This window comes from Salipiger bermudensis, assembly GCF_020171625.1.
Lineage (GTDB): Bacteria > Pseudomonadota > Alphaproteobacteria > Rhodobacterales > Rhodobacteraceae > Salipiger > Salipiger bermudensis_B.
The window spans coordinates 181,893-205,119 of sequence record NZ_JAIUZY010000004.1 but is presented as its reverse complement, the minus strand read 5'-3'; the positions used below and the strand labels follow the sequence as shown (position 1 = coordinate 205,119).

The following is a 23,227-nucleotide window of genomic DNA, read 5'->3' as shown; positions in this document are numbered from 1 at the left end:
TGTCTTTTGTAGCGGGTGCGCCCTCACACGGAGGGACTGAGGCCCCGCAGAACGTCGTCCTTTCCAAGCTGGCCAATGAGTGCGCCATGCTCGGTCACGCCGACCGGCGCGTCGCTGCCCAGCAGCGTGGCGAAGCTGTCGCGCACGAGGCTGTCGGCCTCGATGGAGCGGGACGGGCTGGTGGTCAGCGGGGTCATCAGGTCCCGCGCCCGCAACACGCCCAGCGGGTTCATGTGCTGCACGAACTCGGCCACGTAATCGTTGCGCGGATCGGTGAAGATGTCCTGCGGCGCACCGCTCTGAACGATCCGGCCGCCTTCCATGATCGAGATGTGGTTGCCCAGCTTGAACGCCTCGTCGAGGTCGTGGCTGACGAACAGGATGGTGCGCTTGAGCCGCTGCTGCAGCTCGAGAAGCTCGTCCTGCAGCTTGGTGCGGATCAACGGGTCGAGCGCCGAGAAGGGCTCGTCCATGAGCAGGATCGGCGCCCGGGTGGCAAAAGCGCGGGCCAGGCCCACGCGCTGCTGCATCCCGCCCGAAAGCTCGCTGACCTTGTTGTCGGCCCAGTCGGCCAGACCCACCAGCGCCAGCTGCTCCTCGACGCGGTCGCGCGCCTCCTTGCCCTTCATGCCGGCGAGCTCGAGGCCGAGGCCCACGTTTTCGCGCACCGAGCGCCACGGCAGCAGGCCGAACTGCTGAAACACCATGGCGACGTTGTGCATCCGGATGCGGCGCAGGGTGGCATCGTCGCAATGGGTGACGTCGACCATCCGGTCGCCGTCATTGACCTCGACCTTGCCGCGCACCACCGGGTTGAGCCCGTTGACCGCGCGCAGGAGCGTCGACTTGCCCGACCCCGAGAGACCCATGAGGACGTGGATCTCGCCCTCCTGAACCTCGAGGTTGCAGTTGTGCACGCCGAGAACCTGATCGGTCTGGTGCTGGATCTCGGCCCGGTCCTTGCCTTCGTCCATCAGGGGCAGGGCGCGCTTGGGCCGGTCGCCGAAGACGATGGAGACGTTGTCGATCTTGACGGCTGTGCTCATTTGCGGCCTCCGACGTTGAGGATGCGGTCGAGCATGATGGCGACCACCACGATGACGAAGCCGGACTCGAAGCCGAGCGCGGTGTTGACCTGATTGAGCGCGCGTACCACCGGCACGCCGAGGCCGTCTGCGCCGACCAGCGCCGCGACGACGACCATGGAGAGCGACAGCATGATGGTCTGGTTCAAGCCGGCCATGATCTGCGGCACCGCATAGGGCAGCTCGACCTTGAAGAGCGTCTGCGACGGCGTGGCGCCGAAGGCCGTGGCCGCCTCGAGCAGCGCCTTGGGCGTCGAGGCGACGCCGAGATAGGTCAGGCGGATCGGCGCGGGAAGCACGAAGATCACCGTCGCGATCAGGCCCGGCACCATGCCGATGCCGAAGAACACGATGGCCGGGATCAGGTAGACGAAGGTCGGAAGGGTCTGCATCAGGTCGAGCACGGGGCGCAGGTAGGTATAGACCTTGGGCCGGTGCGCCGCGTAGATGCCGATCGGCACCCCGATCGCCATGCAGACAAGGCAGGACGAGAGCACCAGCGTCAGGCTTTCGGTGGTCTCTTCCCAGTAATCCTGGTTGAGGATGAAGAGGAAGCCCGCGAACACGAACAGCGCGGTCTTCCAGTTGCGCTGAAGCGCGTAGGTGATGGCCACGAAGACGAGGATGACAACGAGCTCGGGCGGCTCCTGCAGGATCCAGAGGATCGCGTCGATCATCGCTTCCATGAAGGTTGAAAGGGCGTCTAGGACAACTTCTCCGTTGTCCCGTACCCATTCGAAGACGGCACTGGCCGCGTCGCCTACGGGAATCTTGTAATCGGTCAGCCACTGCACGGCGCCGGGTCCCCCTTGGGTTTTATCTTTTGGTTTTTTCGTGGCCCGTCAGAGGGCCGGGGCAGGGGCGCCGCCCGCGCGCGGTCGCGCGGACGGCGCTCGGGACTTACATGCCCAGATGGCCTTTCACCGCGGCGACCGCATCGCCACCGTCAACGGTGGTCACGCCGTCGAGCCAGGTGTCGAGAACGTCGACGTTCTCCTTCAGCCACGCCTCGGTGGCGTCGGCCGGATCGGTGCCGTCGTCAAGGATCTGACCCATGATCATGTTTTCCATCTCGAGGGTGAAATCCATGTTCGAGAACAGCGTGCCGAGGTTCGGACACTCTTCCGAGAAGCCCTTGCGGGTGACCGTGTGCACCACGCCTTCGCCGCCGAAGAAATCCTCGCCGCCGGGCAGGTACTTCAGGTCGAAGTTGGCGTTCATCGGGTGCGGTTCCCAGCCGAGGAAGACCACGGGCTTCTCGTCCTTGTAGTAGCGGGCGACCTGCGCCAGCATCCCCTGCTCGGAGCTTTCGACCACGTCGAACTCGCCAAGGCCGAACTTGTTCTCCTCGGTCAAACTCACGAGATAGGCGTTGCCCTCGTTGCCCGGCTCGATGCCGTAGATCTTCTCGTCGAGTTCGTCGGCGAACTTGGCGATGTCCTCGTAGCTCTGCAGCCCGGCCTCGTAGGCGTAGGTCGGGGTCGCGAGCGTGTACTTGGTGCCTTCGAGGTTGACGTTGATCTGCTCGATCTCGCCGCTCTCGAGGTAGGGCGTGATCGCGCTGTTCTGCGCCGGCATCCAGTTGCCGAGGAACACGTCCACGTCGTCGCTTTCCAGCGAGGCGAAGGTCACCGGCACCGACAGGACCTTCACGTCCACGTCATAGCCGAGACCCTCGAGCACATGCTTGGCAGTGGCGGTGGTGGTGGTGATGTCGGTCCAGCCCACGTCGGACAGCGAGACGGCGTCGCAGTCGGCGAAAGCCGCGCCCGCGCCCGCGGCGGTGAGGGCGATGGCCGAGATTGCTGTGCGGAGTTTCATATAGTTTCCCCTGTGCTTTTGATTGAGCGTTTTATTGATTGACCAGTCAAACAGTGCCTGATTATCTGCGCATTGCAACCCTTTTTCTGAGAAAGGCCCGCGATGTCCGCGCAGGCACAACGTAGAACGCAACTGATCGAGGCAACCATCCACGAGATCGGTGCGACCGGAACGCTGTCGGTCACCGTCGGCCAGATCGCCAAGCGCGCAGGCGTGTCTCCGGCGCTGGCGTTTCACTATTTCGGCGACAAGGATCGGCTGTTTCTGGCGTCGATGCGCCACATCCTGTCGTCCTATGGGCGAGACGTTCGGGCCGCCTTGAACGGCGTCGAATCGCATCGCGACCGGCTCGAGGCGGTGATTCGTGCGAGCTTCAGCGAGTCGAACTTCAGTCATGACGTCATCGCCGCGTGGTTGAATTTCTATGTTCTCGCCCATCGCTCCCCCGAAGCCCAGCGGCTTCTGGTGGTCTATCACCGGCGGTTGCACTCGAACCTGACGCGCGACCTGCGGCCGCTCGCCGGCGATGCCGGTGCGCCCGGGATCGCCCGGCGCATCGCGGCGCTGATCGACGGGATCTACCTGCGCTACGCGCATTTCCCCTCCAACGAGCCCGAGCAGAATGCCTCGGCGCATGTGCTCGCCGCACTGGACAACGAATTGAAGGCCCTCGCATGACCCGACCGAACATTCTTATCCTGATGGTGGACCAGCTCAACGGCACCTTCTTCCCGGACGGCCCCGCCGACTGGCTGCACACCCCGAACCTCAAGAAGCTGGCCGAGCGCTCGGTGCGGTTCCGCAACTGCTACACCGCCTCGCCGCTCTGCGCGCCGGGGCGGGCGAGCTTCATGTCGGGCGAGCTTCCCTCGGTCACCGGCGTCTATGACAACGCGGCCGAGTTCCCCTCGGATCTGCCGACCTATGCGCACCATCTTCGCCGCGCAGGCTATCACACCTGCCTGTCGGGCAAGATGCATTTCGTCGGCCCCGACCAGATGCACGGCTTCGAGGAGCGCCTGACCACCGATATCTATCCCGCCGATTTCGGCTGGACGCCCGACTACCGCAAGCCCGGCGAGCGCATCGACTGGTGGTATCACAACATGGGCTCGGTCACCGGCTCGGGGGTGGCCGAAATCTCCAACCAGATGGAGTATGATGACGAGGTCGCCTACCACGCCACCCGCAAGGTCTATGATCTCGGTCGGCGCAAGGATGACCGTCCGTGGTGCCTGACGGTGAGCTTCACCCACCCGCACGACCCTTATGTCGCGCGGCGCAAGTACTGGGATCTCTACGAGGACTGCGAGCACCTGCTGCCCGAGGTTGGTGATCTCGGCTACGAGAACCAGGACAAGCACTCGAAGCGCATCTTCGACGCCAACGACTGGCGCAGCTTCGACATCACCGAGGAGGACATCCGTCGCTCGCGCCGGGCCTATTTCGCCAACATCTCCTATCTCGACGACAAGATCGGCGAGATCCTCGAGGCGCTGGAAGGCACGCGGCAGGATCAGGACACCATCATCCTGTTCGTGTCCGACCACGGCGACATGCTGGGCGAGCGCGGGTTGTGGTTCAAGATGAGCTTCTTCGAAGGCTCCTCGCGGGTGCCGATGATGATCGCGGCGCCGGGCCTCGAACCCGGTCTGTGCGAAACGCCGGTGAGCAATATCGACGTCTGCCCGACGGTCTGCGATCTCGCCGGCGTCAGCATGGACGAGGTGATGCCCTGGACCGCCGGCGAGACGTTGGTGCCGGTCGCCAAGGGCGCGCCGCGCGGGCCGGTGGCGATCGAGTATGCCGCCGAGGCCTCCTACGCGCCTCTGGTCGCGCTGCGCGAGGGCGACTGGAAATACACCCGCTGCGAGCTCGACCCCGAGCAGCTGTTCGACCTCGCCAGCGACCCGCACGAGCTTTGCAACCTCGCCGAGGATCCGGCCCATGCCGAGCGGCTGGCACGGTTCCGGGCGATGGCCGACGCGCGCTGGGATCTGGGGCGCTTCGATGCGGAGGTCCGCAAGAGCCAGGCCAAGCGCTGGGTGGTCTACGAGAGCCTGCGCAACGGCGCCTACTACCCGTGGGATTACCAGCCGCTGCAGAAGGCCAGCGACCGCTACATGCGCAACCACATGGATTTGAACGTGGTCGAGGAAAACGCCCGCTACCCGCGCGGCGAATGACCTGACGACAAGGAAAGACCGATGACATACGACATTCAGCCCGCGGGCAGCCACTATATCGACGGCGCCTATGTCGAGGACACCGCCGGCGCCGAGATCCCGGTGATCTACGCCGCCACCGGCGCGCGCATCGCCACGCTGCACGCCGCAACGCCCGCCATCGTCGAGCAGGCGCTGGCCGCCGCCGAGCGGGCGCAGGCCGAATGGGCCAAGCTCTCCCCGCGCGAGCGGGGCAGGGTGCTGACCCGCGCCGCGGCGATCATGCGCGAGCGCAACCACGACCTGTCGGTTCTCGAGACCTACGACACCGGCAAGCCGCTGCAGGAGACCCTCGTGGCCGACGCCACTTCGGGCTCCGACGCGCTCGAGTATTTCGGTGGTCTCGCCGCCAGCCTCACCGGCGAGCACATCCCGCTGGGCGAGGACTGGGTCTACACGATCCGCGAACCGCTCGGCGTCTGCGTCGGCATCGGCGCGTGGAACTACCCCACCCAGATCGCCTGCTGGAAGGCCGCACCGGCGCTGGCCTGCGGCAACGCCATGGTGTTCAAGCCGTCCGAGACCACGCCGCTCTGCGCCCTCAAGGTGGCCGAGATCCTGACCGAGGCCGGCGCCCCGGCGGGCCTGTTCAACGTGGTGCAGGGCATGGGCGAGGTCGGCGCCGCGCTGGTCACCGATCCGCGCGTTGCGAAGGTCTCGCTCACCGGCTCGATGCCGACCGGGCGCAAGGTCTATGCCGCCGCCGCCGACGGCATGAAGCACGTCACTATGGAGCTTGGCGGCAAGTCCCCCATGCTGGTCTTCGACGATGCCGATCTCGACAACGCCGGGGGCGGCGCGATCCTCGGCAACTTCTACTCCTCCGGCCAGATCTGCTCGAACGGCACCCGCGTCTTCGTGCAGAAGGGCATCAAGGAGGCCTTCCTCGCCCGCCTGAGCGAGCGCCTGAAGGGCGCGGTGATCGGCGATCCGCTCGACGAGGCGACGAGCTTCGGCCCGATGGTCTCCGAGCGGCAGATGACCCTCGTGCAGGGCTTCATCGAGAAGGGCATCGCCGAGGGTGCCCGCCTCGTCACCGGTGGCAAGCGACTTGATCGCGACGGCTGGTACCTCGAACCCACGGTGTTTGCCGATGTCACCGACGATATGACCATCGCGCGCGAAGAGATCTTCGGCCCCGTGATGAGCGTGCTCGACTTCGACACCGAGGAAGAGGCCATCGCCCGCGCCAACGCCACCGAGTACGGACTGTCCGCGGGGGTCTTCACCTCGGATCTCAGCCGCGGTCACCGGGTGATCGGCCAGCTGCGCGCCGGCAGCTGCTTCATCAACTCCTACAACGACGCGCCGGTCGAGGCGCCGTTCGGCGGCGTGAAGATGTCGGGCGTGGGGCGCGAGAACTCCAAGGCCGCGATCGACCACTGGAGCCAGATGAAATCCGTCTATGTCCGCATGGGCGACGTGGAGGCCCCGTTCTGATGCAGGCCGAATACGTCATCGTGGGCGCCGGCAGCGCCGGCTGCGCCATGGCCTACCGGCTGGCCGAGGCGGGCAAGCGCGTGCTGGTGATCGAGCATGGCGGGTCCGATGCCGGCCCGCTGATCCAGATGCCCGGCGCGCTCAGCTACCCGATGAACATGAAGCGCTACGACTGGGGCTTCCAGTCCGAGCCCGAGCCGCATCTCGGCGGCCGCCGCCTTGCCACGCCGCGGGGCAAGGTGGTTGGCGGGTCGTCCTCGATCAACGGCATGATCTACGTGCGCGGACATGCGCGCGATTTCGATCAATGGCGCGATCAGGGCGCCGATGGCTGGGGCTATGCCGACGTGCTGCCCTATTACCAGCGGCAGGAGAACTGGCACGATGGCGGCCATGGCGGCGACCCGGCGTGGCGCGGCACCGACGGCCCGCTGCACGTGAGCCGCGGGCGGCGGGACAATCCGCTCACGCAGGCCTTCGTCGAGGCCGGGCGCGAGGCGGGCTACCCGGTCACCCCCGATTACAACGGTCACCAGCAGGAAGGTTTCGGCCCCTATGACATGACCGTGTGGCAGGGCGCGCGCTTCTCCGCCGCCAAGGCCTACCTGCGCCCGGCGTTGCAGCGCGAGAACTGCGATCTGGTGAGGGCCTTCGCCCGTCGCGTGGTGATCGAGGACGGCCGCGCGGTCGGTGTCGAGGTCGAGCGCGGCGGCAAGATCGAGGTGATACGCGCCGAGGCCGAGGTGATCCTCGCCGCCTCCTCGCTGAACTCGCCCAAGCTGCTGATGCTCTCGGGAATCGGTCCGGCGGCGCATCTGGCCGAGCATGGCATCGAGCTGGTCGCCGACCGCCCCGGCGTGGGGCAGAACCTGCAGGACCATCTCGAGCTCTATATCCAGGCGGCGGCGAGCCAGCCGGTCAGCCTGTTCAAGTACTGGAACCTGCTTGGCAAGGCCTATGTCGGGGCGCGCTGGCTGTTCACCAGGACCGGGCCGGGCGCCACGAACCAGTTCGAGAGCGCGGGCTTCATCCGCTCCGAGGCGGGTGTCGATTATCCCGACATCCAGTACCACTTCCTGCCCATCGCGGTGCGCTACGACGGTCAGGTCGCCGCCGAGGGGCACGGCTTTCAGGCCCATGTCGGACCGATGCGGAGCCCCTCGCGCGGCGAGGTCACCCTGCGCTCGTCCGACCCCAAGGACGCGCCCCGCATCCTGTTCAACTACATGGCGCACGAGAAGGACTGGTCGGATTTCCGCAAGTGCATCCGCCTCACGCGGGAGATCTTTGCGCAGGACGCGTTCAAGCCCTACTACAAACACGAGATCCAGCCCGGCGCGGATGTGCAGAGCGATGACGAGTTGAACGATTTCATCCGCCAGCACGTCGAAAGCGCCTATCACCCCTGCGGCACCGCCCGCATGGGCCGGCGCGACGATCCGATGGCGGTGGTCGATCCTGAGACGAAGGTGATCGGCGTCGAGGGGCTGCGTCTGGCCGACAGCTCCATCTTCCCGCGCATCACCAACGGCAACCTCAACGCGCCGTCGATCATGGTGGGCGAGAAGGCCAGCGACCACATCCTCGGGCGCACGCCGCTGCCGCCGAAGAACGACATGCCGTGGATCCACCCGAACTGGGAACACGCTCAGCGCTGAGGGCGGGGGGAAGATTTTTCGTACGAAAAATCTTGGCCCCTGCCGAAGCGTTGCTCAGTCGAGGGAGACCAGAACCTCGGCCACGCGCTGCGCGTCGTATTTCTCGTCGTCCGCGCGGCGCAGGGGCAGGCGGATGCAGGGGATGGCGAAGCGCTCGGTCACCGCGGTGCACGCGGCCTCCGGGACCGTGCTGTCGCAGATCACGTGGGTGAGGAAGCGTGTCGGCTCGAGCTCGTCGCCGGCGTCGGCGCCGAGCGGGGCCAGAAGGGCTGCCACCTGATCGGCGAGCCCGTGGCCGAGCGCCTCCGGGTCGCGCCCGAGGTTCGGCAGGTAGACCTTGGGCACGTGGCGCGCCGCGATGGCGGCGCCGGTGCCGGCGGGCAGCAGATTGGCGACGACGCTGGAATAGAGGCTGCCCGGCGGGTAGCAGATCAGATCCGCCTCGCCGATGAGCTTGCGGTTGCGCTTGGGCAGTGCCACCTCTGACGGTGCCAGCTCCCGCGCGCCGTCGCTCAGGAAACAGCGCCGGATCAGGCTGTCGAGCGGGTCGACCTCCTTGCCACTGATCGCGCGCTGGCCGATCACGCGCCGCCCGTCGGCCAGCTCGGCCCCGAGCTGCAGGTTGGCATCGACCACCGCGCGGACGGTGCCGCGCACGTCGACCATCTTGGACATCAGGAACAGCACCGGCTCGAGCGCGCGGTCGTTGCGCAGGTAGCCCCCCGCGAGGATCAGGTTGCCGATGCTGGCGTGGCGATAGTCGAACCCCTCGGGAACGGCCTCGGCAAAGCTGCGCAGACTGGTGCGGATGAGCTTGCGCATGGGCTGCGCGATGGCGGCGATCAGCGGGTGCGTGCCGGCCACCATCTCGGCCACCTCGGCGCGCAGCACCGCCTGCGCGGCATCGCGCGACAGGCGGTGGTTAAAGAGCGCGTAGACATCGGGCTGGCCCAGTACAGTCTCGTCGGCCAGCGCCATCAGGCGGCTGCGCAGGTCGCCCACCGCCGGCATTCCGAAGGCCTCGCGCAGCACCTGGCTGCTGCCGCCGCTGTCGAAGGGGGTGATGAGGTGGGTCGAGTTGAAGGTGTAGCGCTTGAGCTGGCGCGAGATGCCGTTGAGCGCGCTGCCACCGCTGAAGAACAGCAGGCGCGGCCCGAGATGCGGCGCGCTGCGCGCCCGGGCGACCCGCAGATCATCCGGCAGCGCGATCTCGCGGGCAATGCGTATCCTGTTCATGCAGACCCTCTTGCAGCATCCGGCTCCCTCAATACCCGCGCCGCCGAGGGCTGTCATCAGTCCCTAGGTGCGTCGGCAAGGTGCTGCGCCGCCTGCCGTGGGTCGCAGGGGAGCCATGCGCTGCGGGCCGGGTAGATTGCCGTGCCGCCGTGCCCGCTTCTTGACCCGGCCAGATCAGCGGATCAACGGCCACAGGCCTGCATCGGTTTTGAGGTTGTATAATCAAATTCTCTATTCCCGTAATGCGTGTGGGTGTAGGCTCGTGGCACAGCGCGCGCCCGGCCTGTGCAAGTATTCTTGAGGGCGCTTCAGTCAAACCGAGGGCACGCCCATGTCAAAGACTTCCACGCTTCTCATGGCTGCCGGTGCAGCCGCAACGCTGCTTCCCGCCATGGCCGCCGCGCAGGATGCCGACGAGCTGGCCCGTCAGCTCGCCAACCCGATCGCCAACCTCTACAGCCTGCCGTTCCAGCTCAACTACGACGACGGCTACGGGGCCGACGGCGAGGGCCATCGCTACACCCTCAACATCCAGCCGGTCATTCCGATCTCACTCACCGAGGACTGGAACCTCGTATCGCGGACCATCATCCCCGCCATCAGCCAGACCGACGTGATGCCTGGCACGACGCAGAAGGGCTATGGCGACATCGTCCAGAGCTTCTTCTTCTCACCCAAGGCGCCCACCTCCGGCGGCCTGATCTGGGGCGTCGGTCCGGTCTTCCTGCTGCCCACCGGATCGAAGGAGTTCAGCGCCGACCAGTTCGGCGCGGGCCTCACCGCGGTCGGGTTGAAGCAGGCCGGCCCGTGGACCTTCGGAACGCTGATCAACCACATCTGGGACGTGGGCGGCGGAGAGGATGCCACCGATATCGATGCCACCTTCTTCCAGCCCTTCGCCACCTATGGCTTCGACAGAGGCTGGTCGGCGACGCTCAATTCCGAGCTGACCTATGACTGGGTCAGCGAGCAGACGTCGCTGCCGATCAACTTCAACGTCTCCAAGGTCACGACCATCGGCGGCGCGCCGGTCAGCATCGGCGCCGGTGTGCGCTACTGGGCCGACGCGCCCGACAACGGCCCCGACGGCTGGGGCGCGCGGGTCACGATGACTTTCATGTATCCGAAGTGACGAACCGTGCCCGGGCGTCGACCTAGCGCCCCGCGCAGCCTCGAGAACGCGACCGACGCGCCCAAGCGCTGATGCCATCTCCGCCCCGCGCCGCTCAGCGGCGGCGCGGGGCAGGGTGGAGGCGCTCGGTGGGCTGACGGTGAGGATGCCGGCCCGGCTTTTGCGTGAAGAGGTCAGGCGCTTCCCAGGGCCTTGCGCAACGCCTCCTCGAGCGAGGTCGAGGTGAACGGCTTCTGCACGATTGTGCAGGGCGGGTAGGTGGCGACCAGTTCCTCGGCCGATCCGTAGCCGGTGGCGAGCACGAAGGGCACGCCCATCTCGTGCAGGCGGCGGGCCACTGGAAGCGACTGCTCATCACCGAGATTGACGTCGAGGATCGCGAACTCGACCGGGTTCTGGTCGATCCAGCTCAGCGCGCGGGACACAGAAGACAGGATTTCGACCCTGGAGGCGCCAAGATCCTCTAGCGAGGCGGCGGCATCCATGGCGATGATCAGCGAATCCTCGAGCACCATGCCCTGACCGGAAAGGCGCACTTTGCCCTCTTTCGCCACGGGGGCCGGGGACTGCGCGGGCACCGTGCCGCGCTCGGCCACGATCTCCGAGATCACCGTCGGCGGCAGACGGAAATGCGCCTCGAGGCCGGTGACCTTGTAGGACACCTCGGCATCGCCCCGGAGTTCGTGCGGGATCGAGCCCTCGATGATGGTGGTGCCGAAGCCGCGCCGCTTGGGCGGGGTCACCGGGGGGCCACCACGCTCGGCCCAGTCGATCAGCAGACCGCCGCTGCTGTCCTCGGCAAGTTGCACCTCGACGGTGCCGCTCTGGTCGCAGAGCGCGCCGTACTTGATCGAGTTGGTGGCCATCTCGTGCAGCACCAGCGCCATCGTCGTGTAGGCGTTGGGGGCGATCATCGCGTCGGGGCCGGTGATCTTGACCCGTGCCGACTTGTCCGAGGCGTAGGCGGCGAACTCGCAGTGGATCAGGCTCTTGAGCGAGGCCGGCTCCCACTGCTCCGAGGTCAGCTGGTCATGGGCCCGCGCCAGCGACTGGATGCGGCCGTCGAGATTGTCGGTGAAGCCCTCGAGCGTGTCCGACGTGGCGCGCGACTGCGACAGCAACCCGCGCATCAGGTTGAGGATGTTGCGCACCCGGTGGTTCAGCTCGGAGATCAGAAGCTGCTGCTGCTCATGTGCGCGCTTGCGCTCGGCCTCGGAGGCATCGAGCACCTTGAGATAGACCTCGAGCAGGATGGTGCGCAGCTTTTCGGCGGCGTGCGCCTGTTCGTGCGACCAGGGCTGGCTGCGGCCCTCGACCGTTTCGCGCCAGACGTCGAAGCTCTTGCGCGGGGTGAGGCGATGGCCATTGGGGCCGACCTCCACCGGCTTGGTGGGATTGCCCGCCCAGGAGACGGTGTCATGGATCTGCCTGCGGAACAGCACGAGGTAGTCGCGCGGGCGCTTGGAGATCGGGATCGCCATCAGCCCGGCGGCGCGCTGCGGATAATCGCGGGCAGCCTCGAGGTAGCGGCCCAGATGGTCGGTATGGAAGATGCTGGCGCCGATCGAACGGTCGAGAAAGCGCGCGATGCTGCGGAACTCTTCCTCGCTGGGCACGGTGCCGGCGGCGTGGAACGCGCCGTTCTCGAACAGCACCGCCCCGTCATGCGGGATGATCGTGGCGATGTCCTCGGAGATCGACAGCAGGCTGTCGGCGACCTGGTGGCCATCGGCCATGTGGCCCATCAGCAGGGCCTGCAGGCGGCTGGTCTCGTCCTCGACCTTCTTGCGCTGCTGGTCCTCGAAGCGCGACAGCTCGTAGGAGAACATGTGCGCGAACATCTCGAGCGCGGTGCGGCGCTCGTACTCGATGTAGCGCGGGCTGTGATGGTGGCAGGCAAAGAGGCCCCAGAGCTCGCCATCCTTCATGATCGAGACGGACATCGAGGCCTCGACCCCCATGTTTTTCAGGTACTCGATATGGATCGGAGAGACCGACCGGGTCACCGCCAGAGACAGGTCGAGCGGCTGGCCGTCGAGCGTGGTGCCCGGCAGGATCGGGCTGCCGGGATCGTTCACGTCCGAGATCAGCCGCAGCAGCGAGCGCTTGTAAAGCGCGCGCGCCTGCACCGGGATGTCGGAGGCGGGGAACATCAGTCCGTCATATTTCGACTGGCGGTCCTTGCGGACCTCGGCCACCACCTTGCCCGACTGGTCGGGCTGGAACTGGTAGACCATGACGCTGTCGAAGCCGCAGAGCCCCTGCAGGCCGCGCGCCGCGGCGACGGTCAGCGAGCGCAGATCGCGGTTGCGGCTGAGCGACGAAATCTGCGGATAGACCTCCGCCAGCACGTCGCGACCACGGGTGGCGACCTTGGGTTCGAACTCGATGATCAGGTGGCGGCCCGAGCCGTGCACCGACACGTCGAACGCCTTGCCGCTGGCCTGCATCGTCACGTTGAACAGCCGCAGCACACCGTCCTGAAGCTCGATCACGCGCAGGTTCTGGCGAATGCGGTCGTACCCGTCCGACACGATCAACTCGTGCAGGGGGCGGCCAAGCGCCTGTTCGGCGGGGATGCCGAGGATGGTCTCGAGATTTTCGGAGGCGTGCTGGACGATCCAGTCCGTCGACAGCGCCAGCAGGGCGCCGTAGGACTGCACCCGGCCAAGCTGGTGGATGGGCTCGCGGTCGCAGTCGGTCAGATCCACGGTCCGCTGCGGGGCAGGGAACGGCGGCGTCATTGTCATTTGGTTGGGTCTTTCGTCTTCATGCCTGGGTAATGGCCGCGCGTGCAAAGAGCGCAAAGCCTGCCTTGGTGTCTTGAATGACCGCCGTGGCCCGAGCCGAGCCGACGTCGATGGCGTTGAGCTCGGCGCAGTGGCGCTGCCACAGCTCCGGCATCGTGCCGATCAGGAAATACTGCGGGATCGCCTCGCGCTGATGATCCGCGAAAAGCTTGCGCCGCATGGTTTCGGTGCCCAGCCGCGACCCCAGCACGAGGTAGTCGATCGCGACCGTGTCGAGGCTCTGGTTGGGGGTGGTGATCGCCGGTGCGATCACGCCGCGGTTCTCGAGGTCGAAGCGCAGCCGCCCGACAAGCTCGGTTAGCAGCAGCCCGCACAGCATCCGCTCGGCCGCGACCGGCCGGCTTGCCAGCAGCGCGCCGAGGGCCGCGTATTGCGTGGCGAGAAACCAAGAGAGATGGCGCTCGGGCGTGGTCATGAACGGCAGGAACTGCGCTTCGAGCGCGTCATGCTCGGTTTTCGTGTCCCGCCGAAGGGTGTGGCGGAAGGTCGGCGCGCAGTCGGCAAGACGCGCTGCGCTCGTAGCTGTCGTTGTCAAGTTCTGTTTGCCTTCAAGATACCTGTCGTCCCAAGTGCTTTTAACGCTGGGGCGTTTGATCGGTTCCAGAAAAAATCCGCGAACTGCGGTTTTTTTATCGGGCTACGCTCAACCCCTGCCGGCATGAGCTTTCTGCATGGCGGGTTTCCCTATCTGCCTGTTGTTCTTCCCCCCGTGCGGCCCGACATGGAAGGCATGAAGGCGAAACGAGGCGCCACTGCGCGCCAGCTCCGCCGCATCCCTATAATCGAGACCGAAAGGACAAACACATGGCTCATGTGACCGAACATTCCGTGCATCACGGGCTTGGCGCCCAGATCCACGCTGCCATCGCCGCGGTGCGGCACTGGAACGCGCGCCGCAACGAATTTGCCCGCATCTACGACGAACTGTCCCGTTGCTCCGACCGCGAGCTTGCGGACATCAACGTGGCCCGTTCGCAGATCCCCGAGATCGCCCGCTCCGCCGCTCTCGCGGTCTGAGCGGCGCCGAGGCACGGCGCGCGCCCGACCTTCGGCCTCAGGCCGCGGCGTCGAGCAGCCGCTTGCCCGCCCGGGCGATGACCAGTTCCTCGTTGGTGGGCACCACGAGGACCCGCGCCCGGCTCATCTCGGTGGAGATCAGGGTGTCGTTGCGGGCGTTGCGCTCGCGGTCCAGCTCCAGCCCGATCCAGCCCATCCCCTCGCAGACCCGCTCGCGGATCAGCCGTGAGTTCTCGCCGATGCCGCCGCAGAAGACCAGCGCATCGAGCCCGCCGAGCGCGGCGGCCAGACCGCCCAGCTCGCGGCGGATGCGGAACACGAAGTAGTCGATGGCCTCGTTGGCCTCGACGGTGCCCGCGGCCTCCAGCGTGCGCATGTCGTTCGAGAGGCCTGACAGCCCCAGAAGCCCGGATTTCGAGTAGAAAAGCTGGCGCACCTCGTCGATGCTCATGCCCTCCTGCTGCACCAGATAGAAAATCACGCCGGGGTCGATCTGGCCCGTGCGCGTGCCCATCGGCAGCCCGTCGAGCGCGGTGAACCCCATCGTCGACGCGATCGAGCGCCCGCCGATCATGCCGCACATCGAGGCACCGTTGCCCAGATGCGCCACGATCACCCGACCGTCATGCACCAAGGGCGCCAGCCGCTTCAGCTCTCCAGAGATGTAATCGTAGCTCAGCCCGTGGAAGCCGTACCGCCGCACGCCCTTGTCGTAATACTCGCGCGGCAGGGCGAAGATGTCGTTCACCTTGGGGTGGCTGCGGTGGAAGGCGGTGTCGAAGCAGGCCACCTGCAGTGCGTCGGGGAAGGCGGCCATGGCGGCCTCGACACCGGCGAGGTTGTGCGGCTGGTGGATCGGCGCGAACGGGGACAGGCGGCGCAGCTCTTCGAGCACCTCGGCGGTGATCGCCACCGGCTCGGAGTAGACCGGGCCGCCATGCACCACCCGGTGGCCTACGACCGAGGCTTTCGCGTCGGGGAACCGCTGCCGCAGTTCGGAGAGCGCGGTGGATAGCGCGCTGACATGGTCGCGCGCCTCGGCGGCGGTGAGGTCGCGCTTCAGGGCCGGGGCGGCGGCGCCGAAATCGGCCTTCAGCCGGGGCGCGGCGCCGATCGCGTCGACCAGCCCCGAGGCCAGCTCCATCGGCGCGCCGGAAATGTCGTAGAGGGCGAACTTCAGCGAGGACGAGCCCGCGTTCAGCGTGAGGGCGACGGGGGTCTTGGTCATGGCAGCGCGCGCCTTTCTGTCTGCTCCGTGGGCGTCGGGGGCCGGCATGGCGCAGAGACCGCGCCGCGGGCACCCGGCGTTGCGGCGATCTTACCTGCCAGCGCTCCGGCGACCACCCCGTTTTTCGAGAGGCTGCCATGTGTTAGCCGCCGTTGCTCGCGCGCCGTGGGAAACTGCGCGCCGGGTGATCGCGTGTCTCAGCCGGTGATCTCGGGCTGGCCTCCGGCGCGGGGGCGCGCCGACCGCCGCGCCTCGGTGAAATCGTGATCGGTGAGGGCGGTGGTAACTGATGCGTGAAAGCCGGTTCCGCGCTATGCTCGGTGCATAACAAGCAGCACAGTGCAGGCAGGAACAGGCATCATGAACGACAAACCCTTCGCGGGTCGCGCCACCGCCGCGGCCCTCCTTCTCGCAGCAGCTGCGGCGCTGGCCGCCTGCGGCGGCGCCTCCCCGAGATCGTCGGAAGGCGCACAGGATTTCGCCACCTCCGGCGTCAGCCAGATGTCGATCCGGGCCAACCGGGCCGAGGGCATCCCGGCCCGCTTCGGTGATACCAAGCCGCACGCCTGGGGGGCGCGCAGCCCGGCCAGCTATCCGGTGCACGGGCTCGACGCCGCGCGCTACCAGGGGCGTATCGATTTTCGCGAAGCGCGCGCGGCCGGCATCAGCTTCGCCTGGCTCAAGGCCACCGAGGGCGGCGACATGGTCGACCCGGCCTTCGCCGAGAACGCCGCCGGGGCGCGCCGCGCGGGCGTGCCGGTGGGGGCTTATCACTTCTATTACTTCTGCCGCCCGGCGCATGAGCAGGCGGCGTGGTTCATCGCGAACGTGCCGAAGGTCCGGGGCGATCTGCCCCCGATCCTCGACATGGAGTGGAACCACCTTTCGCCGACCTGCACGCTGCGCCCGCCAGCGGCCGAGGTGCGCGCCTCGATCCGCGAGTTCAGCCGCATCGTCGAGCATCACTACGGCACCGCCCCGCTGATCTACACGACGCCGGATTTCTACGAACGCAATGACCTCGGCTCGCTCGGCGGGGCGGAGTTCTGGCTGCGCTCGGTCAAGGCGCATCCGAACGAGCGCTACCCGAACGAGCGCTGGAGCTTCTGGCAGTATTCCGGCACCGGGCTGGTGCCCGGGGTCGGCGGTCCGGTGGATCTCAACGCGTTCGGCGGCAGCCGTCAGGCCTGGCAGGCCTGGCTGTCGCGGCGCAGCCAGGGCTGACGATCCGGGCAAGGGGGGGAGGCGCCACGTCAGGCGCTTCCCGCTTGCCCGCAGGGACGCAGGTGTTACCTCTGTCGGCGATCCACTGACAGAGCGAGGACGCCTCATGACCGACAGCCCCATCGACCCGACCCTTGTGCAGCGTCTTGCGGATGTGGCGGTGCGCACCGGCCTCAACCTTCAGCCGGGGCAGGAGCTTGTCCTGACCGCGCCGATCGACGCGGCGCCGCTTGTGCGCGCCGTGGCCGCCGCCGCCTACGAGGCCGGCGCCAGCCTCGTGACGCCGATCTTCTCCGATCCCGGCGTGTCGCTGGCGCGCTACGGCAAGGCCGATGACGAGAGCTTCGACACCGCCGCAGGCTGGCTCTACGAGGGCATGGCCAAGGCCTTCGAGCGCGGCGCCGCGCGCATGGCCATCGTTGGCGAAGACCCGATGCTGCTGGCCGAGCAGGACGCCGCCAAGGTCTCGCGCGCCGGGAAGGCGAACTCCGCCGCCTACAAGCCCGCCCTCGAGAAGATCGCCAATTTCGAGATCAACTGGTCGATCTGCGCCTGGCCCGGGAAGGCCTGGGCCGAGCGAATGTTCCCCGAGCTTGACCCGTCCGAGGCGCAGGCCAAGCTGGCCGACGCGATCTTCGCCGCCTCGCGCGTCGACCGCGACGACCCGGTCGCGGCCTGGGCCGAGCACAACGCCACGCTGCGCAGCCGCACCGAGTGGCTCAACGAACAGCGCTTCTCGGCGCTGCACTTCAAGAGCCCGGGCACCGACCTGACGGTTGGCCTCGCCGATGATCACGAGTGGCACGGCGGCGCATCCGAGGCGCAAAACGGCGTTGTCTGCAATCCGAACATCCCCACCGAGGAGGTGTTCACGACGCCGCACGCCCACCGGGTCGACGGCACGGTGCGCTCGACCAAGCCGCTGTCGCATCAGGGCAGCCTGATCGACGGCATCGAGGTCACCTTCAAGGACGGCCGCATCATCGAGGCCAAGGCGGATGTCGGCGGCGACATCCTGCGCGAGCTGATCGCGACGGACGAGGGCGCGGCACGGCTGGGCGAGGTGGCACTGGTGCCGCACAGCTCGCCGATTTCGCAATCTGGGCTGTTGTTCTACAACACGCTCTTCGACGAGAACGCCGCCTGCCACATCGCGCTGGGTCAGTGCTACTCCAAGTGCTTCCTCGACGGCGCCAGCCTGTCGGCGGAAGAGGTGGCCGAGAAGGGCGGCAATGCCAGCCTGATCCATGTCGACTGGATGATCGGCGGCGCCGACACCGATATCGACGGCATCAAGCCCGACGGCACCCGCGTCCCGGTGTTCCGCGGCGGCGAGTGGGCCTGACCCCACCGTCCGAGTTTATGAAAAACGGCCCCGGTGCGCGAAAGCCCCGGGGCCGTTTCATTTCGGAGGGGGCGTAAGGGGGGCTGCGGCGGTGCGCGGCGCAAAGCTATGGTCGCGGGGCGTGTGGTCTACGCGCAAGCCTGTACTTAGTCTCAGGCAATGCCGAGCAGCCAGAGCATCAGCGGGATGGTCAGCACGGCCGCCAGCGTTTGCAGCGTCACGAGGCCCGCCATCAGCGTGCCGTCGCCGCCAAGCTGCCGGGTCAGCACATAGGCGGTGGGGGCGGTGGGGATCGCCATGAACACCACCAGCACCAGCGCCTCGACCCCGTCCAGCCCGAAGACCGCCGCCACTCCCGCGCCAAGCGCCGGCATCGCCAGAAGCCGCAGCGCCGAGGGGCCGGCCAGCGCCACCACGTCCTGTCGGATCGCCTTGGGCTGCAGCGCCGCGCCGACGCAGAGCAGGCCCAGCGGCAGGCTGGCCTGCGCGAGAAACTCAAGCACGCGCTTCGAGCCGAAGGGCAGCCCGGTGCCCAACAGCGCCAGCGCGATGCCCACGACGCAGCCCAGAATGAGCGGGTTGCGCGCCATGGTCTTCAGGAGCGGCAGCGGATGGCGCAGCACGCTGGCCTCGGAGAGCGCGATGATCGACAGCACGTTGACCAGCGGCACCCCCACGGCGAGCAGCACTGCCGCGCGCTCGAGCCCCTCTGTGCCCACAAGGCTCGCGGTGATGGCGAGGCCGAGATAGGTGTTGAAGCGCACCACGCCCTGCAGCGCCGGGCCGAAGCGCGCCGCGGGCGCCTTGAGGACCGTGTTGCGAACGAGGGTCATCGCCAGCGCCGCGAGGCAGGTGGTCACCACCATAGCGCCGCCCAGCCGCAGGATCGCCGGGTCGCGCACCGGCGCATCGACGAGGTTGGCCACCAGCAGCGCAGGGAACAGCACGAAATAGTTCATCCGCTCGGCGGCGGGCCAGAACGCGGCGCTCGGAAATCCGGTCCGCGCCAGAACATATCCGAGACAGATCAGGGCAAAGAGCGGCCAGATGGTCAGGAGCAGCAAGGCGGTGGTCCCGTGCAGGTTGAGAGGTGTCGCCTTCCGGCTCTACAGCAGCCGGCGGGGCGGGACCAGTGGGGGCGCGTGACCGTCGCCCACGAGGGCGTGCCTGCGCGCGGCGCGCCTCTGAAACGGTGGGGGTGAGGTCACGCGTTCCGCTCCGGACGCGGATCGTGTCATCCATCCGTTCCGTTTTCGTCCCGGACAGGCTAGACTGTCGCGAAAGATAACACGAGCAGACAGACAGGAGATAGCCATGCGCGGATCATGGTTCAGGGCGCTTGCGGCAGGCGTGACGGCGGCCCTTCTCATCACCCAACCGGCGGGCGCGGGCCTGCGCGACCGCTTCGAGGTCTTCGGCGTGCCCGAGGGCGATATGCTGAAGCTCCGGGGCGGGCCGGGCACCGGCTTCGACGTGATCCTCGGCCTGCCGAACGGCACCGTGGTGCGGGTCCACGACTGCACCCAGACCGGCAGCACCCGCTGGTGCGAGATCTCGCTCGACAAGGCGCGCGGCCTGCGCGGCTTTGCCTCCTGGGCCTACCTGCGCGAGATCTGAGGGCCGGCCACGCTGAAACAGACAAAGCTGAAACAGACAAGGGGCGCCACCGGGGCGCCCCTTTCTCGTTTGCAGGGCAGTCCTGCGCTCAGCCGCCGAGCCAGCGCGGCACCACGAGCGTCAGTGCCGGGATCATCAGCAGGATCGCAACCCGGATCACCTCGGCGCCGAGGAACGGCATCACGCCGCGGAACACGGTGGCCATTCTGGTGTTCTGCGCCAGCGAGGCGATGATGAAGACGTTGAGACCCACCGGCGGGGTGATCAGCCCCAGCTCAACCACGATCAGCGCCAATATCCCGAACCAGATCTTCAGGCTGTCGGTGTCCATGCCGAAGGCGGCGGTGTCGGCGGTGGCGAAATCGCCGCCGTTGATCGCGATGAGCGTCGGCCAGAAGAACGGCACCACCACGAGGATCATCGCGAGGCTCTCCATGAAGCAGCCCAGCACCACGAAGATCACCAGCATGATGACGAGGATCAGCATCGGGTCGAGCCCGCTGGTGGCGGCCCAGTCGCTGAGCGCCTGCGGCAGGCCGGTGCGGGTAAAGAAGCCCTTCAGAACCTCGGCGCCGAACAGGATCAGGTAGATCATGCCGGCGGTGATCGCGGTCGATCGCACCGCGCGCACCAGCCCGGCAAGCCCCAGCCCCTCGCCGGTGACCCAGCGCAGGACGAAGCCGTAGACGGTGATCGCGAAGACCCCGATCGAGGCGGCGGGGGTGGGGGTGAACAGGCCAAAGCCGAGGCCGAGGATGATCGCGCCGAAGATCGTCAGCACCGGGATCAGCCGTCGCAGCGCGACGCGGCGCTCGGCGCGTTCCATGGGCTTTGGCTCGGGGGCGAGCGCGGGGTTCAGCTTCACCGAAACCGCGATCACGAGGATGAAGCCCAGCACCGCCATCATGCCGGGGATCACCGCGGCCTGGAACATCTTGAGGATCGAGCCCTCGACGATGATGGCATAGATCACCAGCGCCACCGAGGGCGGGATCAGGATGCCCAGCGTGCCGCCCGCCGCCAGCGCGCCTGAGGCGAGCCTCGGATCGTAGCCGAGCTTGCGCAGCTCGGGCAGGGCGACCTTGCCCATGGTGGCGGCGGTGGCCAGCGACGATCCGCAGACCGCGCCGAAGCCGCCGCAGGCGGCGACCGCGGCCATGGCGACGCCGCCGCGCAGCCGCGACAGCAGCGCCTCGAGCCCCTTGAACAGGTCCGAGGACAGCCGCGCCTCGGCGGCGATGTAGCCCATCAGCACGAAGAGCGGCACCACCGAGAGGTCGTAATTAGCGACGTTCTCCCACAGCAGCGACTTGAACTGCCGGATATAGGGCACGAAGCGCACGAACGGGACAAACAGGCTCAGCACCCAGGTGCCGCCGATGCCCACCACGATCATCGCGATGCCGACGGGCATCCGCAGGATCAGCAGCAGGAACAGGACCGCGAGGCCGAGCACGCCGACCGTGATGGGATCAAGCATGTGCCACCTCGCCGCGGATCTGCGCGAGGGCGATGAGCGCCCACAGCACCATCGACGCGATGCCGGGAATGTAGAACGGCCAGACCGGCCAGTTGAGCACCGAGGTCACGGCGCTGTCGTCGCGCGCCTCGAGCAGTCCGAACACCATCCAGTAGGCGAGGAACGCCGCGATGGCGGCGGTCAGCAACAGCCAGCTCCGGTCGGCGAACCGCTGCACCTTGGCGGGCAGCCGCTCCATGAACAGCTCGACCGAGACATGGCCGCGATTGGCCTGGCAGAACGGGAAGAACATCAGCGCCACGCCGCTGATCGCAAGCTGCACGAAATCCTCGTAGCCGGGCAGGCCCGAGACGCCCGATCCCGTCAACCGCGCGATGCGGTCGAGGATGAAGGCGGCCGTGTTGGTGGTGGTCACAAGGACGATGAGCAGGAGGATGAAACCTCCGAGCAGCGCGAAGATGTCGGCTGCACGCCAGAGAACGGCGTTCATGAGGGCCTCCCTCGGAAATCACGGTGGGCGGGAGGGGCAGGCAGCCCCTCCCGCGATGTGTCGGTCGGCGCTGCAGCTCAGCGCGAGGCGGCAGCCTCGGACACGGCGGCGCGGGCGCCTTCGACGAGGGCCGCCCCGTCGATGCCCTTCGCGGTCACCTCGTCGATCCATTGCTGGACGACCTTTTCGCTGGCGGCGTCGAACTTGGCGCCTTCTTCTTCGGAGAGCACGATGCGCTCGACCCCGGACGCTTCGAGCGCGGCGACGCCCGGCTCTTCGAAGCCCTCCCAGAGCGCGCCGATCTCGGCGGCGACGTTCATGCCGGAATTGGCGTCGATGATGGCGCGCAGATCTTCGGGCAGGTCATCGTAGATGTCCTGGTTCATCGCGAGCATGAACACCGACGTGCCGAAGCGGTCGCCGTCGGGCAGCTCGGTGGTGGCCTTCTCGAGCTCCTGCAGGCTCAGCGCCGGCACGATCTCGAACGGCACCAGCGCGCCGTCGACGACGCCCTTTGCCATCGCCTCGGGCAGGGTCGGGACCGGCATCCCCACCGGCTCTGCGCCCATGGCGCTGATCACCCAGGCCCCGGTGCGGCTGGGGGTGCGCAGCTTGAGGCCCGCGGCGTCCTCGAAGCTGCGGATCGGCTCGCCGGCGGAGTGGATCAGGTTGCCGTCATGGCTGTGCAGGAACAGCACCTTCACGTCGCTGAAATCCTCGGCGAGCATGTCCATCGAGGCGTTCAGCGCCACCGTGGTGTCGGTCGCCGAGCCGGCATGAACCAGCGGTAGCTCGAACACCTCGCTGCGCGGGAACACGCCCGGGGTGTAGCCCAGCAGCGTCCAGACGATGTCGGCGGCGCCGTCGCGGACCTGACCGTAAAGCTCGTTGGGCTTGCCGCCCATCGCCATAGACGGGGCAATCTCGATCGCGATGCGGCCCTCGCTCTCGGTCTCGATCTTCTCGGCCCACGGCGCGAGCATGTCCTTGTGGGCGGCAGAGACCGGCGGCAGGAAGTGATGCATGATCAGCGTCACCTCCTGCGCGCTGGCGGCGGTGCCCATGGCGGCGGCAAGCGCGGCTGCGCTGACGAGTTTCGAGAATTTGGTCATCCATTCCTCCATCTGGATGGGCTTCGCCCGGGTCGGGCGAAGGGTCTTCGATCTTATTGTGTCCCGTCGGCGACCTTGGCGGTCAACCGCGACCTTGCCTAGGTCAACGTGATATCCAAGGCAATAATGGATCGATTTCCCGGTCCCTGCCTGAGTGTAGCCACGGATTGTCGCCCCGAGGATGACGAAAGCGTCAGCACCGGTCGGGGCGCGAAACAGAGGCGCGCCGGACGATCGGCGCTCTGCCTGCCGCTCCGGTTTCGCTGCAGTGCACAGCCGCCCGGACGGGAACCTCGGGCGCGGATTG

Annotated in this window: 20 protein-coding genes; 9 read left to right on the top strand and 11 right to left on the bottom strand. The window is 67.4% G+C overall.

The window, feature by feature from the left end; all coding sequences use genetic code 11:
• Window positions 1-23: 23 nt before the first annotated feature.
• The 3 genes from choV to choX form a co-directional block, all read right to left on the bottom strand.
• Window positions 24-1,046: a choline ABC transporter ATP-binding protein gene (choV, locus tag LCM15_RS07535; RefSeq protein WP_224855024.1), complete on the bottom strand. Its 1,023-nt coding sequence runs from the start codon at window positions 1,044-1,046 to the stop codon at window positions 24-26.
• Complete coding sequence (choW, locus tag LCM15_RS07530) at window positions 1,043-1,879, bottom strand: choline ABC transporter permease subunit (protein ID WP_224855023.1); 837 nt, start codon at window positions 1,877-1,879, stop codon at window positions 1,043-1,045. The genes choV and choW overlap by 4 nt, the downstream gene beginning before the upstream one ends.
• 106 nt (window positions 1,880-1,985) lie before the next feature.
• Window positions 1,986-2,906: a choline ABC transporter substrate-binding protein gene (choX, locus tag LCM15_RS07525; protein WP_224855022.1), complete on the bottom strand. Its 921-nt coding sequence runs from the start codon at window positions 2,904-2,906 to the stop codon at window positions 1,986-1,988.
• 102 nt (window positions 2,907-3,008) lie between these two features.
• Between choX and betI the strand changes: the two genes are divergently transcribed.
• The 4 genes from betI to betA are packed head-to-tail and all read left to right on the top strand — an operon-like array spanning window position 3,009 to window position 8,229.
• Complete coding sequence (gene betI, locus LCM15_RS07520; RefSeq protein WP_224855021.1) at window positions 3,009-3,584, top strand: transcriptional regulator BetI; 576 nt, start codon at window positions 3,009-3,011, stop codon at window positions 3,582-3,584.
• Complete coding sequence (gene betC / locus LCM15_RS07515) at window positions 3,581-5,092, top strand: choline-sulfatase (RefSeq protein ID WP_224855020.1); 1,512 nt, start codon at window positions 3,581-3,583, stop codon at window positions 5,090-5,092. Before betI ends, betC begins: the two co-directional genes overlap by 4 nt.
• A 21-nt stretch (window positions 5,093-5,113) precedes the next feature.
• Window positions 5,114-6,571, top strand: coding sequence for a betaine-aldehyde dehydrogenase (betB, locus tag LCM15_RS07510; protein WP_224855018.1), 1,458 nt, complete (start codon window positions 5,114-5,116; stop codon window positions 6,569-6,571).
• Window positions 6,571-8,229, top strand: coding sequence for a choline dehydrogenase (betA, locus tag LCM15_RS07505; RefSeq protein WP_224855016.1), 1,659 nt, complete (start codon window positions 6,571-6,573; stop codon window positions 8,227-8,229). The genes betB and betA overlap by 1 nt, the downstream gene beginning before the upstream one ends.
• Window positions 8,230-8,283: 54 nt before the next feature.
• On the opposite strand, the gene LCM15_RS07500 is transcribed toward betA, so the two are convergent.
• Window positions 8,284-9,465, bottom strand: coding sequence for a GAK system CofD-like protein (locus LCM15_RS07500; RefSeq protein ID WP_224855014.1), 1,182 nt, complete (start codon window positions 9,463-9,465; stop codon window positions 8,284-8,286).
• A 331-nt stretch (window positions 9,466-9,796) separates the two neighbouring features.
• On the opposite strand from LCM15_RS07500, the gene LCM15_RS07495 reads away from it, so the two are divergent.
• Entirely contained in the window at window positions 9,797-10,597 is an 801-nt protein-coding gene (locus tag LCM15_RS07495) for a transporter (protein WP_224855012.1), read from the top strand.
• A 173-nt stretch (window positions 10,598-10,770) separates the two neighbouring features.
• Here LCM15_RS07495 and LCM15_RS07490 read toward each other — a convergent pair whose 3' ends face one another.
• Window positions 10,771-13,347 (bottom strand): HWE histidine kinase domain-containing protein, encoded by a 2,577-nt coding sequence (locus LCM15_RS07490; protein ID WP_224855010.1) that lies wholly within the window; start codon window positions 13,345-13,347, stop codon window positions 10,771-10,773.
• Window positions 13,348-13,366: 19 nt separating this feature from the next.
• Window positions 13,367-13,942, bottom strand: a complete 576-nt coding sequence (locus tag LCM15_RS07485; RefSeq protein ID WP_224855008.1) for a hypothetical protein — start codon at window positions 13,940-13,942, stop codon at window positions 13,367-13,369.
• 269 nt (window positions 13,943-14,211) lie between these two features.
• Between LCM15_RS07485 and LCM15_RS07480 the strand changes: the two genes are divergently transcribed.
• Entirely contained in the window at window positions 14,212-14,424 is a 213-nt protein-coding gene (locus tag LCM15_RS07480) for a DUF1127 domain-containing protein (protein ID WP_224855006.1), read from the top strand.
• 37 nt (window positions 14,425-14,461) lie between these two features.
• Here LCM15_RS07480 and LCM15_RS07475 read toward each other — a convergent pair whose 3' ends face one another.
• Entirely contained in the window at window positions 14,462-15,652 is a 1,191-nt protein-coding gene (locus LCM15_RS07475) for an acetate/propionate family kinase (protein WP_224855003.1), read from the bottom strand.
• A gap of 360 nt (window positions 15,653-16,012) precedes the next feature.
• Here LCM15_RS07475 and LCM15_RS07470 point away from each other — a divergent pair, with 360 nt between their 5' ends.
• Complete coding sequence (locus tag LCM15_RS07470) at window positions 16,013-16,876, top strand: GH25 family lysozyme (protein ID WP_224855001.1); 864 nt, start codon at window positions 16,013-16,015, stop codon at window positions 16,874-16,876.
• Between the two features lie 106 nt (window positions 16,877-16,982).
• Entirely contained in the window at window positions 16,983-18,221 is a 1,239-nt protein-coding gene (locus tag LCM15_RS07465; protein WP_224854999.1) for an aminopeptidase, read from the top strand.
• A 152-nt stretch (window positions 18,222-18,373) separates the two neighbouring features.
• On the opposite strand, the gene LCM15_RS07460 is transcribed toward LCM15_RS07465, so the two are convergent.
• Entirely contained in the window at window positions 18,374-19,285 is a 912-nt protein-coding gene (locus LCM15_RS07460) for an AEC family transporter (protein ID WP_224854997.1), read from the bottom strand.
• A gap of 250 nt (window positions 19,286-19,535) precedes the next feature.
• Between LCM15_RS07460 and LCM15_RS07455 the strand changes: the two genes are divergently transcribed.
• The gene (locus tag LCM15_RS07455) at window positions 19,536-19,838 is read left to right on the top strand and encodes an SH3 domain-containing protein (protein WP_224854995.1); all 303 of its coding nucleotides are present in this window, start codon (window positions 19,536-19,538) and stop codon (window positions 19,836-19,838) included.
• Window positions 19,839-19,926: 88 nt separating this feature from the next.
• On the opposite strand, the gene LCM15_RS07450 is transcribed toward LCM15_RS07455, so the two are convergent.
• The 3 genes from LCM15_RS07450 to LCM15_RS07440 form a co-directional block, all read right to left on the bottom strand.
• Window positions 19,927-21,318, bottom strand: a complete 1,392-nt coding sequence (locus LCM15_RS07450) for a TRAP transporter large permease (protein ID WP_224854993.1) — start codon at window positions 21,316-21,318, stop codon at window positions 19,927-19,929.
• Window positions 21,311-21,808 carry a TRAP transporter small permease gene (locus LCM15_RS07445; RefSeq protein ID WP_224854991.1) on the bottom strand — a complete coding sequence of 166 codons (498 nt, stop codon included), beginning with the start codon at window positions 21,806-21,808 and terminating at the stop codon, window positions 21,311-21,313. The genes LCM15_RS07450 and LCM15_RS07445 overlap by 8 nt, the downstream gene beginning before the upstream one ends.
• A gap of 77 nt (window positions 21,809-21,885) precedes the next feature.
• The gene (locus LCM15_RS07440; protein ID WP_224854989.1) at window positions 21,886-22,920 is read right to left on the bottom strand and encodes a TRAP transporter substrate-binding protein; all 1,035 of its coding nucleotides are present in this window, start codon (window positions 22,918-22,920) and stop codon (window positions 21,886-21,888) included.
• Window positions 22,921-23,227 lie beyond the last annotated feature (307 nt).

Excerpts from the sequence above, each read along its gene's own strand:
- choV (WP_224855024.1), bottom strand. The coding sequence starts at position 1,046 with ATGAGCACAGCCGTCAAGATCGACAACGTCTCCATCGTCTTCGGCGAC.
- choX (WP_224855022.1), bottom strand. The coding sequence starts at position 2,906 with ATGAAACTCCGCACAGCAATCTCGGCCATCGCCCTCACCGCCGCGGGC.
- betI (WP_224855021.1), top strand. The coding sequence starts at position 3,009 with ATGTCCGCGCAGGCACAACGTAGAACGCAACTGATCGAGGCAACCATC.
- betC (WP_224855020.1), top strand. The coding sequence starts at position 3,581 with ATGACCCGACCGAACATTCTTATCCTGATGGTGGACCAGCTCAACGGC.
- betB (WP_224855018.1), top strand. The coding sequence starts at position 5,114 with ATGACATACGACATTCAGCCCGCGGGCAGCCACTATATCGACGGCGCC.
- betA (WP_224855016.1), top strand. The coding sequence starts at position 6,571 with ATGCAGGCCGAATACGTCATCGTGGGCGCCGGCAGCGCCGGCTGCGCC.
- LCM15_RS07500 (WP_224855014.1), bottom strand. The coding sequence starts at position 9,465 with ATGAACAGGATACGCATTGCCCGCGAGATCGCGCTGCCGGATGATCTG.
- LCM15_RS07495 (WP_224855012.1), top strand. The coding sequence starts at position 9,797 with ATGTCAAAGACTTCCACGCTTCTCATGGCTGCCGGTGCAGCCGCAACG.
- LCM15_RS07490 (WP_224855010.1), bottom strand. The coding sequence starts at position 13,347 with ATGACAATGACGCCGCCGTTCCCTGCCCCGCAGCGGACCGTGGATCTG.
- LCM15_RS07480 (WP_224855006.1), top strand. The coding sequence starts at position 14,212 with ATGGCTCATGTGACCGAACATTCCGTGCATCACGGGCTTGGCGCCCAG.
- LCM15_RS07475 (WP_224855003.1), bottom strand. The coding sequence starts at position 15,652 with ATGACCAAGACCCCCGTCGCCCTCACGCTGAACGCGGGCTCGTCCTCG.
- LCM15_RS07470 (WP_224855001.1), top strand. The coding sequence starts at position 16,013 with ATGAACGACAAACCCTTCGCGGGTCGCGCCACCGCCGCGGCCCTCCTT.
- LCM15_RS07465 (WP_224854999.1), top strand. The coding sequence starts at position 16,983 with ATGACCGACAGCCCCATCGACCCGACCCTTGTGCAGCGTCTTGCGGAT.
- LCM15_RS07455 (WP_224854995.1), top strand. The coding sequence starts at position 19,536 with ATGCGCGGATCATGGTTCAGGGCGCTTGCGGCAGGCGTGACGGCGGCC.
- LCM15_RS07450 (WP_224854993.1), bottom strand. The coding sequence starts at position 21,318 with ATGCTTGATCCCATCACGGTCGGCGTGCTCGGCCTCGCGGTCCTGTTC.
- LCM15_RS07445 (WP_224854991.1), bottom strand. The coding sequence starts at position 21,808 with ATGAACGCCGTTCTCTGGCGTGCAGCCGACATCTTCGCGCTGCTCGGA.
- LCM15_RS07440 (WP_224854989.1), bottom strand. The coding sequence starts at position 22,920 with ATGACCAAATTCTCGAAACTCGTCAGCGCAGCCGCGCTTGCCGCCGCC.